We start from the raw sequence: 16,786 nt of genomic DNA on the forward strand, positions 1-16,786 counted from the left end.
TAAGTATATAGTTCAGAGTAATTTACATTCTGATAATATTCAAAATGTTTCAAAATAAATCTACCCTGGATCAAAAAACAGAATTTGAAAGTAACTCCTTGAGAGAAACTTTTAAAAAATGATTATTTATATTTTACAAGAAACATATCCCGTCTTCCAATAACTGGAGTCTTGTTGATTCCTCTATCTGTATTTCCGATAACGTAGAGGTTCCCCTGAGGATCAAGTCCTAATCCATTTCCGGAAATGGTTGCGCCGGGGATTCCAATCTGTTCTGTCCATAGAACTTGTCCGGAGGAGTTGTGTTTTGTAATAAATGCGTCTTGAACTCCTAAAGAATCATCTCCTCCGTCTAAGATATTTCCATTTGTATATCCCGTAGTAAAAACATTTCCGTGTATATCGGTTATGATTGAGAGTATTACAGCATGTTTTTGAGGAACGCTGCTTGTTGGTCCGAATTGTTGAATCCATTCTAAGGTGCCAAGTGAATCGTATTTAGCTATGGTTCCGAGCCAACTCGTCCCGCCTAGTTGCTGATTAAAACGACCATTACTCGTTCCACCTACAAAAACATTTCCAGATAAATCCACAGTTATGGATGCGTTATCTAGGGATTTAGAAACAGTGCCGAGCTGGGCAAAAAATTGACGATTCCCTTGAGAATCATATTTGAAAATAAAAATGTCATTTTGTCCAATTGCGGGTTTCTTGTTATTTTTAAAGTCTGCATCAGTGATTCCGGTTACATAAATCATATTTGTTGTTTTGTCGAAAGTGAGTCCCGTCGGAAAACTTTGTGCTTGTGGAAATGCAATTTGTTTAGCCCATTCTTCATTTCCGTCAACATTACTAAACTTGGCGATAAATCCATTGGCTCCACTTTTAGTGCCTCCATAAGGTCCGGTCGATCTTCCGGTTATGTAAACGTTTTCAAGCGAGTCTAATATGATCTTTGCAGGCGAAAGCGCGCTATTAGCAAAACCTTTTTGTATTCCCCAAAGTTCATTTCCATCTGGATCTAGTTTGATTAGAAATATATCAGTCGCTCCAAAGAGTTGAATGCCTCTAAAATGATTTTTAGTATTGCCAGTTATATATATGTTTCCGTTTGAGTCGACTGCAATGTCTTGCACTTCTAAACTTACTCCTGCATTTCCAATTTGACGAGTACTATTTCCAATTGGGTTCATTTGAGAATCATATCTTCCAAAAATTAAGTCTTGAATTCCAACGGATGTAGCATTATAAACCCCTCCGGTTGTTTCTCCCGTAATATAGATAGAACTTCTTGCGCCCACGATTAAATTTTTGCCGCTAGTGTGTGCGTTAGGCGCTCCGAGTAGTAAAGTCTTTTTTAATATTATATTGTTCGAATCTGGATAGGTAATTGTATCGAATAAGTCTTCGTTGTCTATGATTTCTTCGATTTTATCACGAATGAGCAGTTGTATCCAAAGATCGTTTGGTCCGGGGTCTGGCACGCCCACTACTTTAGCGGTGCACATTGGAAAGAATATAAATAAAAGAAAGTAAAACTGTTTCATCGTTATATTTTTCGAACAGATATACGACTTAAATTATCTAGTATTTTTAGAATAGAAATTTAATTTAAGATAGGGTAATTTGCCCTATATCTTTAGGAAAAGAATGTATCAGTATTGATTAAGGAATATAAATATTCAAAAAAAAGAATCTGAGATAAACCCTATATCCAGTTTTTGGACAAGAACAGAGTTTGTCATATTGTTGGAATTTCCTGAAATTACAAAATAAAAAATGGGTGTAGTCTTTTGGGAGAATTTTTTCTGAAAGAAAAAACTAAAAAACAGAAAAGTTTAGAGATGATTTTATTTTTATGGTGAATCAAAAAAATAAGATTTTTTTATTGGAAATTTTTATAAAAAGATGAGATTAAAATTTCGTAAAACACGAATTTGGCGCTAAATCAGTTTATACAAGAATAGAGTTGTTGAAAAATTCCATAGTTCAATTGAACAAACTGCTTCAATTGCCCGTTTCCATGGAATAGAAAACAGTTGGAGAATTAATTTTTCAACAACTCTAATGAGAACTTTCAGAAAAGTTTATTATAAATTCCTAAAATAACTTAGTTTAAATTGTAGAGAAATTATTACTGATCCTTAAACTATAAATTTTGAGATGAATTTTCCTTTAAGGACGGGCTCTATTTTATAATTCTGAGTGTTATAATAACATCATATAGTAAGCCGATTCTGGAATCGCGTGGAAACTCCCACGTTATCTGTATCGAACAATGAATGCTCCTTGGGATCCAAGAAGAGGAGAGCCATTGATTGAACTATTTGTATGTCCAAGACCATAAGTATTTCCTCTCGAATCTGACGAGATTCCTGAAGCGGTTATTGTTGCACCGGGGGTGGCGATTCGCCGTATAAATTCAATTTGTCCGGACGAATCGTGTTTTGCAAGAAATACATCCGACCTTCCTATGGATCCGATTCTACCGTCGTCTAAGACATTTCCTGTGCTGTAACCGATTGTATAAATGTTTCCGTTTTCGTCGGTGGTGATCCCGTTGATTTCGGTATCCGCTTGGTTATCAATAGGACCGAATTGTCGGATCCATTCTTGATTGTTAGTTTGGATATTGTGTTTTAAGATCGTTCCAAGAAAATTATTTCCCCCTAAAAGCGGATCAAAACGAGCGTTGCTCTTTGCTCCCACTAGGATATTTCCGAACGGATCAATGGTTACGTGACAATTCGTAACCGAACCTAAAGCCGAACCTAGTCCGGTAAAATAGTGCTGATTGCCTTGTTCATCGTAATTATAGATAAAAAGATTTTCAGTTCCAATTCCTTGGTTTGTTCCATTTAGATAGTTTGCAGTTCCGTGGCCGACCATAAAAACACTATTGGTCGTTCTATCAAAGGCAACTCCGGTAGGATGACTTCTTGTATTTTGAATGTTAACATGTTTACGCCAATCCTCTCCTCCGTCCCATTTAAACTTAATGATAAATCCGTAATGTCCAAATTGCGAATTTCCAGAAAAACTGTCCGTTTCACCAACTATATAAGAACTTCCTGATCGATCTATCGTAATAGCGTTAGGTGTTATTCTGCCATTTCTATACCCTTTTTGCTCCGACCAGATTAAGTTTCCGTTGGAGCCGAATTTCATTAGGAACAAATCTTGTCTTCCTGAAAGAACGCGCCGAAAGTTGCCGTCTGTAATGCCGGTTACGAATATATTTCCGTTCTGATCTACCGCAATTCCCTTTGCTTCTAAAGCAACACCTGCATTTCCGATTTGTTTTGCCCAAATTTGATTCATTCGAGAATCATATTTGATGATGGTAAGATCTCTCATTCCTATGTTTCTTGCGATGTAAAGTTCTCCGTTTGTGTCTCCTGCCACGTATATAAAACCATTTTCATCCACCGTAATACTTCTATTAATGGTATGTGCATGAGGAACTCCGGTTATTATGGTTTGTTTTAACTCAAAGTTCTTTGCTTCTTCCCTCTCTTCCTCAATACCGTTTTCTTCTGGAAAATGGTCAATATGTATTATTTCCGCGTTCTCTCTAAAAACGAACTGCATCCATAAACCGTCCGATTCGGGACGAGGTATGCCAAGCATATTAGCAAGATTGCAATTTTGAAAGAATGTAAAAACAAAAATAAAAATGTAAATTTGAAACATATTATTTTACCCTTATTTTAAGAGAGACTTCATTCTTGATAGATTTCGCGATAGAAATTTTTGTTGTGATAGGGAGATTTGACCTACGGTTTTAAATAACGCGAAACGTTATGGGTTGCTTAAGATATAAAAAGAGTCGGTTTTAGAAGTAAGCGGAAGTTTTTAGCTTCTGAAAGACAATTTGAAAATACAAAAATTGTTTCAATGAATTCAATTTGTAAGGAAAATAATATTCAGAATATTGAATCTATAAAATTCTATATTTTTAAAAAAATTACAAAACGATTTTAGAAGAATGCCACCAAACAACGATTGAATAGGCAAGTTTGATGCGAGAGTTTTTATTTTTGGATTTTATAAAAACATCCTAATTTAACGTGAGTTCGACCTAACGCGAAAGGGATCGATGAATGAACTAAAGCAAAACACTCTCCTGAATGCCTCTCCTTAGAGAGGCATTCGCTGAGTTTCCTGGGTCGCGTTAACTCAGCAAAACGCTTTTTACGAAAGCGTTTTAGGGTCAATAAATTGAATCTAAAGACGATTGTTGTATTATGTTTCCTGTATGCAATTTATTGACCATAGCTGAGAGCCCGGCCGGCTGCCTGTGGCAAGCCGGATTCGCCCCGGTTTTCTTACGTCGAACTCACGTTAATTTAGAGTGAGTCGCAATAAAGAAATCTTTAAAACTTACTGTTCTTGACGTTTATGGGACTTTTACACGCAGCCTAAAAACGAGATCAATAGAGTTTTTACGGGTTAAAGAACACCGAGCGCTATTGGAGTACCGGATGTTGAATTAATGTTTTGAAATACATTGTTTTGAATTTCTACAAGTCAAATTTTAGCTTCATTTAACATTAATTTGGTGGTAGAAAATTAGAATTAATTTTTCCAAAAGTAAGAGTCATGTTTCTTTCGCGTCGTGAAAATCTTCTTACATTTTTGAAGATTTAATTTTGAAATTAGAGAATGATCTGTTCAATGGTTGAACAAATTTTCTTGACAAAATGTCCCATAAACTTTTTGCTGAATCTAGATTTCCCGACGACTGGGACTGACCCGGCGAAGCTATACTAAAGCCTTTCTTTTAGCTTCTTTTTCAAATTCAATTCATTCTTTTTTAATGCTTTAATGAACGATGCGCTAAGACACAAACTTTTGAGAATTCTGGAAGAAAATCCAGAAGTAAATCAAAGAGAAATTTCCGAAATTTTAGGAATCAGTTTAGGAAAGGTGAATTATTGTCTAAAAGCATTGATGGATAAGGGATGGATCAAGGCGAGAAATTTCAAAAATAGTAAACATAAACTTGCTTACGCATATTTTTTAACTCCGACTGGAATTGAAGAAAAGGCTCGTATTACTGTCCGTTATCTGAAATTGAAGATGCAAGAATACGAAGAGATTCAAAAAGAAATCGAAGAATTAAAAAAGGAAATCGGAGAACAATAAAGGCGATGGAAAAGAAATCAAAGATTTATATCGCCGGTCATAAAGGGCTTGTAGGTTCTGCGATTGAACGCGTTTTAAAAAAAGAAGGTTACGAAAACATTTTAGGTAAAACTCACGCGGAATTGGATCTTACGAAACAATCCAAAGTCAACGAGTTCTTTGAAACAAATCGTCCCGAGTATGTTTTTTTGGCTGCGGCAAAAGTGGGTGGAATTCACGCTAACAACAGTTATCCGGCAGAATTCATTTTTTCTAATCTTCAAATTCAAAATAATATCATAGATGCTTGTTTTCGGTTTAAAACAAAAAAACTTCTCTTTTTAGGGTCTTCCTGTATTTATCCTAAGTTTGCTAAACAGCCAATGGACGAAGGACAGTTGTTGAACGGTAAATTAGAGCCAACTAACGAACCTTATGCGGTTGCTAAAATTGCGGGGATTGTAATGTGTCAGAGTTATAATCGTCAATATGGCACAAATTTTATTTCCGTTATGCCTACCAATCTTTACGGCCCTGGAGATAATTATCATCCTGAAAATTCTCACGTCCTTCCTGCTTTAATCCGTCGTTTTTATGAGGCTAAAATAAAAAATCTTCCGGAAGTGATCATTTGGGGAACCGGTAAACCCTTAAGAGAATTCTTATATTCAGACGATATGGCAAGTGCTTGCGTCTTTTTAATGAAGAATTACGATGTGACTGGAGATCCGAAAGGCGGAGAACACGTCAATGTCGGAAGTGGCATTGAAGTAAGTATTCGTGAATTAGCGGAGACCGTTAAAGAAGTAGTCGAATATCAAGGGCTTTTGACTTTCGATCTTACTAAACCGGACGGCACTCCCCGTAAACTTTTGGACGTTTCTAAACTTCATAAAATGGGGTGGAAACATCAGGTAGGATTGAAAGAAGGAATTCGGTTGGCGTTTGAAGATTATAAAATGGCAATATAAAGGGTGTATTTAACCATTTGATCTTAGTAATAGGTTCCGGTATAGTAGGGAGTTGGGTCGCTTATCAACTTTCTAAAAACACCCAATTAGATATTTATTTATGTGATGCCTCGGAAAATAGAGGTGATGGTATTAGCGGAAGAAATTCCGGAGTTTTACATTCTGGGATTTACTATTCCGAAGATTCACAAAAATTAAAACACTGCCTTAGAGGTTACGAATTATCACTAGAATTTTTTAATCAATTTAATGTCCCTTATAATATTTGCGGCAAGATAATTACGACTGGAGCTAAAGAAGATCCTTCTATTGAGTTACAAAAAAAAGAAAAGTTAGAAGAACTTTATAGCAAATCTGTAAAGTATAATATTCAAGATACATTTTATATAAAAAATCTTACTTCTGAATATCCTTTCCTTTTGGGAGAAAATGCAATTCATATTTCTAAAACCGGGGTAGTCGATGTTTCTCTTTATTTAAAAGCGCTTTGGAAAGAATGTGAAAATTCTGGAGTCACTTTTATTAAAGGCAAACGATTTCTTTTTCAAGAAGAAGTTCCTTTTTTTTGTGATATGCAGTCAGGACGAATGGAAGAAATTGAAGCCGATTGTATTGTTAACGCCGGAGGTCTTCATTCAGATGAGCTTATAAAGCAGTTGAAAGAATTAAAATATGAGATTCGCCCAAATAAAGGTGAGTATTACCGTTTAAGAAGAGAGCTTCCATTTAAAAAATTAGTCTATCCTCTTCCGTCTTATTCAAGTACTGCATTAGGTGTTCATTATACGTTTCATCTCAATGGCGAGTCATACGCAGGTCCAAATTCTAATTGGGCTGAATCTAAAACGGATTATAAATTTCAAACGTCTAGAGATGTTTTTTTTAATTCTTTAAAAAATATTACAAATTATTACACTGAAGAAGATTTGATCCAAGGTTACGTAGGTTTAAGACCTAGGTTATTTTTTGATAATAAACCAATTGCTGATTTTGTAATTAAAAAATACCCAGAAAATCGCCCCTGGATTCATTTACTTGGGATTGAAAGTCCTGGACTTACTTCTTCTCCTTCGATTGGCGAAGAAGTTTCTCTATTAGTCAAATCACTGATTTAGTAATTTTTCTTTATGTAAGAGGAAAGCAAATGTTAGATCATTACAATGCGTATATTGGCCGTCTTCAATCGGTTCTTGTTCCCGAAAGAGCATCCGAAATAGAACGTCTTGCACTTTCATTGAAAGATGCTTGGGAGACTAAAAAACAAGTTTTCCTTTGTGGAAACGGCGGAAGTGCAGGAAACGCAATTCATCTCGCGAATGATTTTAATTATGGTATCGATAAAAAAAACGGAATAGGGCTTCGTGTAGAAGCCTTGCCTGCGAATGCTGCCGTCATTACTTGCCTTGCCAATGACGAAGGATACGATACTATTTTTTCTCAACAATTAGAGGTAAAAGCGAATAAAGGTGATGTTCTAATCGTTCTTTCTGGGAGTGGTAATTCACCTAACGTAGTAAAGGCGCTTGAGGTCGGAAATCGTATCGGTATGACGACCTACGCAATTTTGGGATTTTCGGGAGGGAAGTGTAAAGAATTGGCAAAATATCCAATTCACTTTCCGATTAATGACATGCAAATATCCGAAGATTTACAAGTAATTGTCGGTCATATGTGTATGCAGTGGTTATGTGAGGCTAAATAAATAAGAATGAAAGCATTAGTTACCGGAGGAGCCGGATTTATCGGAAGTCACCTTGTTGATCTTCTATTAGAAAACAAATTTGAAGTTACTGTTTTGGATAATTTTAGCACGGGCAGGGCTTTAAATCTCGATCACGTAAAGAAAAAAATCGATTTAGTCGAATGCGATATATCCGTTCAAGGCGATTGGATAAAGAAGTTCCAATCGGTTGATTACGTATTTCATCTCGCAGCACTTGCGGATATTGTTCCAAGTATTCAAAATCCTGAAGGGTATTTTCAGTCTAACGTAACAGGCACCTTAAACGTTTTACAAGCAAGCAGGCATCAGAATGTAAAGCGTTTTGTTTATGCCGCCTCATCTTCCTGTTATGGGATTCCGGAAGTTTATCCGACTCCCGAGACGTCTCCGATTCAACCTCAGTATCCTTACGCTCTTACGAAAAGAATGGGAGAGGAATTGGTAATACACTGGGCTCAGGTTTATAAATTTCCTGCTTTATCATTACGATTCTTTAATGTTTACGGACCTAGATCTCGAACTTCAGGAACTTACGGGGCCGTTTTTGGAGTATTCCTTGCTCAAAAGTTAGCTGAAAAACCTTTTACCGTGGTAGGGGATGGGAAACAAACTAGGGATTTTACTTATGTGAGAGATGTGGTGGAAGCAGTTTTTGCTGCTGCACAAAGTGATAAAGTAGGTGAAATTTATAACGTTGGAAGCGGTGCGACGATTTCAGTAAATCGAATTGTAGAACTTCTAAAAGGAGAAGTTACGTACATTCCAAAGCGACCTGGTGAACCAGATAGTACTTTTGCAGATATTACGAAAATTAAAAAAGACTTAAATTGGTCCCCTAAGATTTCTATAGAAACAGGAATTGGAGAATTATTAAAAAATATAAATTATTGGAGAGAAGCCCCAGTGTGGACGCCTGATAAAATAGAAAAGGCTACATCTGATTGGTTTAAGTATCTTGGCGGATCTAATTCATAAAAACGAAATTAATGTTTTGATTTTAGCGGCTGGACTTGGAACTAGGTTAAAACCTCTTACAGATTTTTGGCCAAAATGTTTGATGCCGATTTCCGGAAAGCCTTTGCTTGAAATTTGGTTGGATCAGATCTCTCAATTAAAAATTTCTAAAGTTTTGGTGAATCTTCATTATTTGAGCGAGGTCGTATCTTCTTTTTTAAAAAGACCGAGATATAAGGATTGGGTCAAATCCGTCTATGAGCCTGAGTTATTAGGTACGGCTGGAACTCTTCAAAAAAACTATGATTTCTTTAAAGGAAAAACAATTCTTTTGATTCACGGCGATAATCTTTGTTTATGCGATTTTGATTCTTTTGTTGAATTTCATTTTTTGAAAAGACCTAAGGGTTCTCTTATAACGATGATGACGTTTCGAACTGATTCTCCGAAAAGTTGCGGGATTGTGGAACTGGATGATAACGGAGTCGTTCAGAGATTCCACGAAAAAGTAGAGAACCCTCCAGGAGATCTGGCAAATGCCGCTATCTATTTGATTGAGCCAGAAGTTTTAGATTGGATTCGAGAAAAAGAATACGTAAATGATTTTAGCAATCAGGTATTGCCTCAGTTTTTAGGTAAAATCGCCACTTGGGAAAACAAAGATATAATGCGCGATATTGGAAATTCAGAAGCCTTGGCGAAAGCTCAAAAGGAAATTGTTTTTCCAAAAAACAATAATTTAGATGAATGGGAAACTGAATTTTTATCAAACTCGATTCATCAATCCATTCAATCCATATTATGATTCCGAATTCTCATAAGATTATATCTGTCGTAGACGTTTCACAATTGAGTGAAAGTCCATTAGAAGAATCTTTAGTTCTTTGTTATGGGCATTTTAACGTTATACATCCGGGACATATTCGATTTTTACAATATGCTAAAAGTCTTGGAAAAAAACTAAAAGTAGCGGTTCTAGGAGATCAAAGTATTACAGAATCTCAAAGAAGTAAATACTTTCATCAAATGGAAAGAGCAGAGGGTGTGGCTTCTTTACATTTTGTAGACTTAGTTTACGTATTGGATAAAATTTCTCTCGAGGACTTATCGATCCAGATTAAACCCTCTGTTTTAGTTTTGGGAAAAGAACTTGAAAATACACATCGTGAAGACATTAAGGCTGCGGTTTATAGTATTGAAAAACAAAATGGGAAAGTTATTTTTCATGCAGGTGAGGTTCACTATGCAAGCGCTGATTTACTTCATGGCAGCCAACAAGATCTTGAATCGGAAAGAAAACATTTATTTCTTCAGGCAAACAAACGACAGGGAATCGATCTCGCAAAACTTGTAACTTACATTGAAAAATTTTCCAATTCTAAAATCCTCGTTGTTGGAGATACAATTGTAGATCAGTATGTTGCGTGTGACGCAATTGGAATTAGTGCCGAGGCTCCCGTTCTTGTAGTTAAGGAGTTAGAAACTAGAGAATTTGTGGGTGGGGCTGGGGTAGTTGCCGCACACGTAAAGGCTTTGGGCGCGGATTGTACTTTTTTATCCGTTGTAGGCGAGGATGAAAATGCAAATTTGGTAAATAAAAACTTACAAGAACAAGGTATTGATGTACAATTAACTCGTGATAGCAGTCGTCCTACTACATTCAAAATTCGTTATATGGTTGAAAATCAAAAACTATTTCGAGTCAGTCGTCTTAAGGAACACTCTCTCTCAAAAAAAGTTGAAGATCAACTCATTGAAAAATTAAGAAAAATTGCGAAAAACTACGATGGAATTCTAGTTTGTGACTTTGTATATGGGGTGATAACGAATAGAATTCTTGCTGAAATTCGATCAATAGCAAGGGAAAACAATATTTTACTGTTTGGAGATTTACAGTGTAGTAGTCAAGTTGGCAATATTGCTAAATTTGAAGATTTTAATTTAATTTGCCCAACTGAAAGAGAGGCTAGAATTGCTTTAGCAAATCATGAAGATGGTGTAGAATGGATTGCAAATACTCTTTTGGAAAAAACACGTTCTAGAAATTTACTAATTAAGTTGGGTGCGGAAGGATTTATTGCCTATTCGAACGATACTACTCCAGGCAATCTTAAAAAAAGTGAACATTTTCCTGCTTTAGTTTCCAATCCGGTAGATGTAGCCGGAGCGGGTGATTCCTTGTTAGCAGCTATTTCTGTTAGTATGTGTTCCGGTGCAAATTTAATGGAAGCTTCTGCAATTGGTACTTGTATGGCGGCGCTTGCCGTTCAAACAGTTGGGAATATACCTGTTTCTCATCAGAAACTTGAAAACTATATTAAGAATTTGAGGTAAATAATGGGCCAAGATATTAAAAGTATTTATATAACTGGCGGTGCCGGTTATGTCGGGGCCATGCTTGTGCCTCGCCTTCTTTCGGAAGGTTATAAAGTTACAGTACTTGATCTTATGATCTATGGAGAAGATGTGCTTAAAAAACATCCTAACCTAACAAAGATTCAAGGTGATATTCGAGATCAAGATGTATTGAATCAAACAATTCCAGGTCATGATTCGGTAATTCATTTGGCATGTATTTCCAATGATCCTAGTTTTGAGTTAAATCCGAATTTAGGAAAATCAATCAACTTGGACGCATTTCGACCTCTTGTTGAAATTAGTAAAAAGCACGCCGTCAAAAGATTCATTTATGCTTCCTCTTCTTCTGTTTATGGAATTAAAGATGAGCCAAATGTTACTGAGGATTTTTCATTAGAACCTCTTACCGATTATTCCAAGTTTAAAGCGGATTGCGAAAAAATTCTTTCAGAATATCAGTCCTCTGATTTTACGACTGTTACAATTCGCCCTGCTACGGTTTGTGGTTATTCTCCTAGACAAAGATTGGACGTTGTAGTAAATATTTTGACTAATCTTGCTTATCATAAACGCGAGATCAGCGTGTTCGGAGGCGCTCAGCTTCGTCCGAATATTCATATTGACGATATGGTCGATGCTTATTTGGTTTTGTTACGCGCTCCAAAAGAAAAAGTAGCAGGAGAAATATATAACGCCGGTTATTTGAACTTTACAGTTTCTGAAATTGCTAATATGGTTAAAGAAGTTGTCGGAGAAGATGTAAAGTTAGTTACCACTCCTACAAACGATAATCGATCTTACCATATTTCTTCCGATAAGATTTACAATCAATTGGGGTTCCGTGCAAATCGTTCTATCAAGTTGGCTGCAGAAGATTTAAAGAAAGCTTTTGATTCTGGCCTTCTTCCGAATTCTCTGACCGATGAAAAATATTTTAATATAAAACGTATGCAATCTATAAGTTTAAGATGAAACTTCGAATCGGATTAGATTTCGATAATACTCTCGCGTGCTATGATGAAGTTTTTGCGATTGTAGCGAAAGAACAAAAATTAATCCCAAATGAATGGAAAGGATCTAAGAAAGAACTTAGGGACTTTCTTAGAACTTTAGAAAAAGGGGAATTATTATGGCAAAAAGTCCAAGGTAAAGTTTACGGTAAATATATGAATCAAGCCACTCTATTTCCGGGGGTAGCTGAATTCTTATGGAAATGTAAATTAAATCAGGTAGAAGTTTTTATTGTTAGTCATAAAACTGAGTATGGTCATTTCGACGAAGAAAAGATAAATCTTAGAACCGCAGCCTTACAATGGATGAAACAAAAAGGATTTTTTAATCCCAATGAATTTAATATTTCTCTAGAGAACGTTTTTTTCTCTACTACAAGATTAGAAAAAATAAAAAAGATCAATGAACTTAAGTTTTCTTATTTCATAGATGATCTACTTGAAGTTTTTGAAGAGAAGGAGTTTTCATCACTTACTAAAAAAATTCTTTTCGGTAAGTTAGAATCAAATACTGAAAGCGTTGAAAACATAATAGAATTTGATAGCTGGAGAAAAATTTCGTTATTTATTTTTTCTGAATTCTCATTAGAAGAAATATTCTCTGTTTTAACTCAAAAATGGAAAGATTTAGGTTTGACTGGAATAAAAACGATAAAAGCGAACGGGAATAGTAGAGTGTATCGAGTTGATTCCAATAGCCAGTCTTATGTGTTAAAAATTTATCCAGATTTGCAATTGGATTCACGTAAGAGACTTGAAACAGAATACGAAAGTTGTTCAATGTTGTATCAATTTAATTTGGCGGTTCCAAAACCAATTAGAAAGGATGATGTATTGAATTGGGGATTATATCTTTGGATTGAAGGTAAGGAGATAGATGAACGTCGAGAAGATCTAATTCTTCAGTTAATTGAATTTATACAAAAATTAAAAGAAATAAAAAATAAAGTTCCAGAAGATACATTTAAGTATGCATCTGAATCGTGTTTATCCGGTACTGAACTTGAATTGCAAATACAAAGGCGATTGATTAACCTTCAACATTTAGATAATTCTGAATTAAACCAGTTTTTAACACATGAACTGTTGCCTACTTTGAACTTTTTTTTAGGAAGAGCAAAGTCTTTTTACAAAGAAGATTACTTTAAAAAATTAGAAAAGCAATACTTGATTTTAAGTCCTTCCGATTTTGGTTTTCATAACTCTAAACTTGGATCAGACGGAATATTATATATTTATGATTTAGAATATTTTGGATGGGATGATCCTGTGAAATTAATTTCGGATTTTCTTTGGCATCCTGGAATGAATCTTACGGAAAACGAAAGAGTAGTCTGGTTAAAAAATTCGATTAAAATTTTTGATCAAGATTCTGGAATTGAAAATAGATTTTTAATGTATTTCCCTCTTTATGGAATTCGTTGGTGTTTAATTCTTTTAAATGAGTTTTTGAAAACAAAATTAGAAAATCGAATTAACGCGATACCAGGAAAAAAAGATAAACTGATTGATATTCAGAATATTCAATTAAATAAATCTAAAGTGTTGTTAAACAGAATTAAGCAGATTGCGTAAAGGGAAATCCTATGGAACTAGTTTCAAAACGTTTAAGAAAACTTGTGGTAGAGGCATTGGAGGGAGGAGGACGAGGTCATTTGGGTTCTTCCATGTCCATGATCGAAATTTTGCACGTCTTATATGACGGTTATTTAAATATCTCCAAAGATAACTATGCTTCTCCCGATCGAGACAGATTTATTTTGAGTAAGGGACACGGTTGTCTTGCATTGTATGCGGTTCTTGCCGACAAAGGATTTATTCCAATTGATGAATTAAAAACTTTTTGTAAGTCGGATTCTCGTTTGGGAGGTCATCCGGAGAGGGGAAAAATTCCAGGGGTCGAAGCTTCGACAGGAGCATTGGGTCACGGATTACCTATCGGAGTCGGAATGGCTGTTGCCGGAAAAATCAGAAAGAAAAGTTATAAAGTTATCGTTTTGACGGGAGACGGCGAAATCAATGAAGGTTCCGTTTGGGAAGCTGCGATGTCTGCTGCTAAACATAAGCTTTCTAATTTAACAGTGATGGTTGATTATAATAAACTACAGTCATACGGTTTGACTAAAGAGGTATTGGATTTGGAACCACTTGTAGATAAGTGGAAAAGTTTTGGATTTGAAACTGCAGAAATTGATGGCCATGATATAGCAGAAATTAAATCAACTTTAAATAGACTTCCTTTTCATTTAGATAAACCTTCTGCGATTATATGCCATACTGTTAAAGGTAAAGGATTTCCTTTTGCTGAAGGAAATCCTAATTGGCATCACAAATCAAAACTATCAAAAGAAGAAATAGAAGCAATGTATGCTTGCTTATAGGTGCTAAGATGCGTAATACTAGTTTAAAAATTGTAAATCAACTTGCACAAAAAGACGATAGAGTTGTTTTCATTGGATCTGATCTTGGACCAGGCGTTTTGGAAGAAATGAAACAAAGCATTCCTGATCGTTTTTATATGGAAGGAGTCAGTGAACAACATGTCATCGGTATGGCTGCAGGAATGGCAATGGAAGGATTTATACCTTACATTAATACTATCGCGACATTTTTAACGAGACGATGTTTTGAACAAGTTGCTTTGGATTTATGCTTACACAATCTTCCTGTTCGTTTGATTGCAAGTGGAGGAGGAATTGTTTATGCTCCTCTTGGACCTACACATTTAGCAGTTGAAGATATAGCAATTCTTCGTGCTTTACCAAACATGACAATTATAGCTCCGTGTGATGCGGAGGAAATGAAAAGGTTGATGCCTTTGACATTGGATTGGCCTCATCCAATTTATATCCGACTGGCAAAAGGCGGAGATAAGGTGGTTAGTAAAGCAGAGCTTGGCTTTGAAATTGGAAAAGCTATTCTTATGAAAGAAGGTAAAGATGGTTTATTCGTAACCACTGGAGTTATGACTCAACTTGCTTTAGAAGCAATCCAGCAATTGGAAACCGAAGGCGTAAATTGTGGAGTAATTCACATGCATACGGTAAAACCTTTAGATGGAGAAATCCTTAAAGAATGGATTCCGAAGGTTTCTGCTATCGTTACCGTAGAAGAACATACTCGAATTGGTGGATTAGGAAGTGCGGTTCTCGAATTTTGCAATGATGAGATTCCAAACGAGACAGGAAAGATTAGTAGAATTGGTCTCCCCGATCAATTTTCAGAAAAGTATGGAAGTCAGGAATCTTTGTTAAATCATTTTGGAATCAACAAAGATAATTTAGTGAAAACAATGAAAGATACGATTCGGGCTAAGAAATGAAAGTGGTTTACTTTTGATTTTGAATTATATCTTTCAAAATTTAAAATCAATTTTTGTATTTAAAGTCCTTTATAAAAACACTTCTATTTTATATTTTTATTTAAAAATATAAAATAGAAGTGTTTTGAGATGATTTTGATTTAATCTAGAAAACTTGAATTTTTCTTAATGTATTGAAATATTAAAATTTTATTTTAATATTAGAGTTGTTGAAAAATTAATTTGCCACTTAGTTTTTGTTTCATGGAAACGGTCGATTGAAGCAATTTTGTTAATTTTAACTATAGAATTTTTCAACAACTCTAATATATAGTTTTCGTTTGTTGACTGGCTCTAATAATAAAACATAGGTACTTTGATAAATTTTACATTTAGTATAAGTTTAGTGTAAAAAATTTGAAATCTGCTCACAAGTTTCATGGCTTAAATTGTTAGTAATAGAGTTGTTAAAAAATTAATTCTCTACTTAGAGCCGGTCTCAAAACTGTTTGTAGAGAGAAAGGGTAATAATATCAATGTGAAATGGACAAATATTATTCAGAGATACCGGATGCACTTTGGAAACAAATAGCCCCATTAATCCCGAAAGAAAAAGTAAATCCGAAAGGAGGTCGCAATCGAGTACCAACACGAGTAGTAATGTCAGGTATCATCTATCGAATGAAAACAGGCTGTCAGTGGCGTGCCATTCCGAATGAGTTTGGATCAGGCCAAACTTGTCACAGAAGATTTCAAGAATGGGAACGAGCAGGAGTATTCAAAAAGATTTATAAATCTATTTTAAAATATTATGATGTAAAGAATCAAATAGCATGGGACTGGGCTTCGATGGATTCGGCAATGGTTAAAGCTCCCAAAGGGGGAGCTTAACTGGGAAAAACCCTACAGACCGTGCCAAATTAGGTGTTAAACGGCATATTCTTACAGATGGAAATGGAATTCCTTTGGCAATTACATTGACTGGAGCTAACGTTCATGACAAACACGGTGTAAAAGATACGTTGAATTCAATCCTAATATTTTCCGGAAAAAGAAGAAAGAAGCCAAAACATATTTGTTTAGATAAAGGTTATGATTTCAAAGATATAGAAGTTTTAATCAAAAGAAGAAACATTCAATCTCATATTCGGAAAAAAGGTGAAAAGCCTCTCATCGGTAAATATAAAGGAAAACCTAGACGTTGGGTCGTTGAAAGAACTAACAGTTGGCACAATCGATTCAGGGCTATCCTAATTCGTTGGGAAAGAAAATCTGAAAATTATCTTGCATCTCTTTATCTCGCAAGCTCTATCATTGCTTTTAACTTTTTTGATAGGTAGTT

General features: G+C 35.3%; 14 protein-coding genes. 12 read left to right on the forward strand and 2 right to left on the reverse strand.

What is annotated here, in order from left to right; genetic code table 11:
• Positions 1-122: 122 nt before the first annotated feature.
• Together LEP1GSC059_RS18025 and LEP1GSC059_RS18030 are read right to left on the reverse strand one after the other, a co-directional pair.
• Positions 123-1,547 (reverse strand): SBBP repeat beta-propeller lipoprotein, LipL53 family, encoded by a 1,425-nt coding sequence (locus tag LEP1GSC059_RS18025; protein WP_017214667.1) that lies wholly within the window; start codon positions 1,545-1,547, stop codon positions 123-125.
• 715 nt (positions 1,548-2,262) lie between these two features.
• Positions 2,263-3,693 carry an SBBP repeat beta-propeller lipoprotein, LipL53 family gene (locus tag LEP1GSC059_RS18030; protein WP_017214668.1) on the reverse strand — a complete coding sequence of 477 codons (1,431 nt, stop codon included), beginning with the start codon at positions 3,691-3,693 and terminating at the stop codon, positions 2,263-2,265.
• 1,134 nt (positions 3,694-4,827) lie between these two features.
• Here LEP1GSC059_RS18030 and LEP1GSC059_RS18035 point away from each other — a divergent pair.
• The 12 genes from LEP1GSC059_RS18035 to LEP1GSC059_RS23290 all read left to right on the forward strand — a co-directional run bounded on the left by LEP1GSC059_RS18035 (position 4,828) and on the right by LEP1GSC059_RS23290 (position 16,784).
• Complete coding sequence (locus tag LEP1GSC059_RS18035; protein ID WP_017214669.1) at positions 4,828-5,148, forward strand: MarR family EPS-associated transcriptional regulator; 321 nt, start codon at positions 4,828-4,830, stop codon at positions 5,146-5,148.
• Between the two features lie 5 nt (positions 5,149-5,153).
• The gene (locus LEP1GSC059_RS18040; RefSeq protein ID WP_017214670.1) at positions 5,154-6,098 is read left to right on the forward strand and encodes a GDP-L-fucose synthase family protein; all 945 of its coding nucleotides are present in this window, start codon (positions 5,154-5,156) and stop codon (positions 6,096-6,098) included.
• 17 nt (positions 6,099-6,115) lie between these two features.
• The gene (locus tag LEP1GSC059_RS18045) at positions 6,116-7,213 is read left to right on the forward strand and encodes an NAD(P)/FAD-dependent oxidoreductase (protein WP_017214671.1); all 1,098 of its coding nucleotides are present in this window, start codon (positions 6,116-6,118) and stop codon (positions 7,211-7,213) included.
• A gap of 29 nt (positions 7,214-7,242) precedes the next feature.
• Positions 7,243-7,800: an SIS domain-containing protein gene (locus LEP1GSC059_RS18050; protein ID WP_017214672.1), complete on the forward strand. Its 558-nt coding sequence runs from the start codon at positions 7,243-7,245 to the stop codon at positions 7,798-7,800.
• A 6-nt stretch (positions 7,801-7,806) separates the two neighbouring features.
• Complete coding sequence (locus tag LEP1GSC059_RS18055) at positions 7,807-8,796, forward strand: SDR family oxidoreductase (RefSeq protein WP_017214673.1); 990 nt, start codon at positions 7,807-7,809, stop codon at positions 8,794-8,796.
• Positions 8,777-9,580, forward strand: coding sequence for a nucleotidyltransferase family protein (locus LEP1GSC059_RS18060; protein ID WP_017214674.1), 804 nt, complete (start codon positions 8,777-8,779; stop codon positions 9,578-9,580). The genes LEP1GSC059_RS18055 and LEP1GSC059_RS18060 overlap by 20 nt, the downstream gene beginning before the upstream one ends.
• Positions 9,577-11,109, forward strand: a complete 1,533-nt coding sequence (locus LEP1GSC059_RS18065; protein ID WP_017214675.1) for a PfkB family carbohydrate kinase — start codon at positions 9,577-9,579, stop codon at positions 11,107-11,109. Before LEP1GSC059_RS18060 ends, LEP1GSC059_RS18065 begins: the two co-directional genes overlap by 4 nt.
• Positions 11,110-11,112: 3 nt before the next feature.
• The gene (locus LEP1GSC059_RS18070; protein ID WP_017214676.1) at positions 11,113-12,105 is read left to right on the forward strand and encodes an NAD-dependent epimerase/dehydratase family protein; all 993 of its coding nucleotides are present in this window, start codon (positions 11,113-11,115) and stop codon (positions 12,103-12,105) included.
• A complete protein-coding gene (locus tag LEP1GSC059_RS18075) occupies positions 12,102-13,718 on the forward strand; it encodes a phosphotransferase (RefSeq protein WP_017214677.1) in 1,617 nt (538 codons plus the stop codon). Before LEP1GSC059_RS18070 ends, LEP1GSC059_RS18075 begins: the two co-directional genes overlap by 4 nt.
• Positions 13,719-13,729: 11 nt before the next feature.
• On the forward strand, positions 13,730-14,524 hold the full coding sequence (locus tag LEP1GSC059_RS18080) for a transketolase (protein ID WP_017214678.1): 795 nt from the start codon (positions 13,730-13,732) through the stop codon (positions 14,522-14,524).
• Positions 14,525-14,532: 8 nt separating this feature from the next.
• Positions 14,533-15,465 carry a transketolase family protein gene (locus LEP1GSC059_RS18085; RefSeq protein WP_020981179.1) on the forward strand — a complete coding sequence of 311 codons (933 nt, stop codon included), beginning with the start codon at positions 14,533-14,535 and terminating at the stop codon, positions 15,463-15,465.
• Between the two features lie 522 nt (positions 15,466-15,987).
• Positions 15,988-16,784 (forward strand): IS5 family transposase gene (locus LEP1GSC059_RS23290; protein ID WP_202900251.1). Its coding sequence is split into 2 segments (ribosomal slippage): positions 15,988-16,333 and positions 16,333-16,784, totalling 798 coding nucleotides; the frame shifts between segments, so codons are not numbered across the junction.
• Positions 16,785-16,786 lie beyond the last annotated feature (2 nt).

The organism is Leptospira noguchii serovar Panama str. CZ214, assembly GCF_000306255.2.
Taxonomy (GTDB): domain Bacteria; phylum Spirochaetota; class Leptospiria; order Leptospirales; family Leptospiraceae; genus Leptospira; species Leptospira noguchii.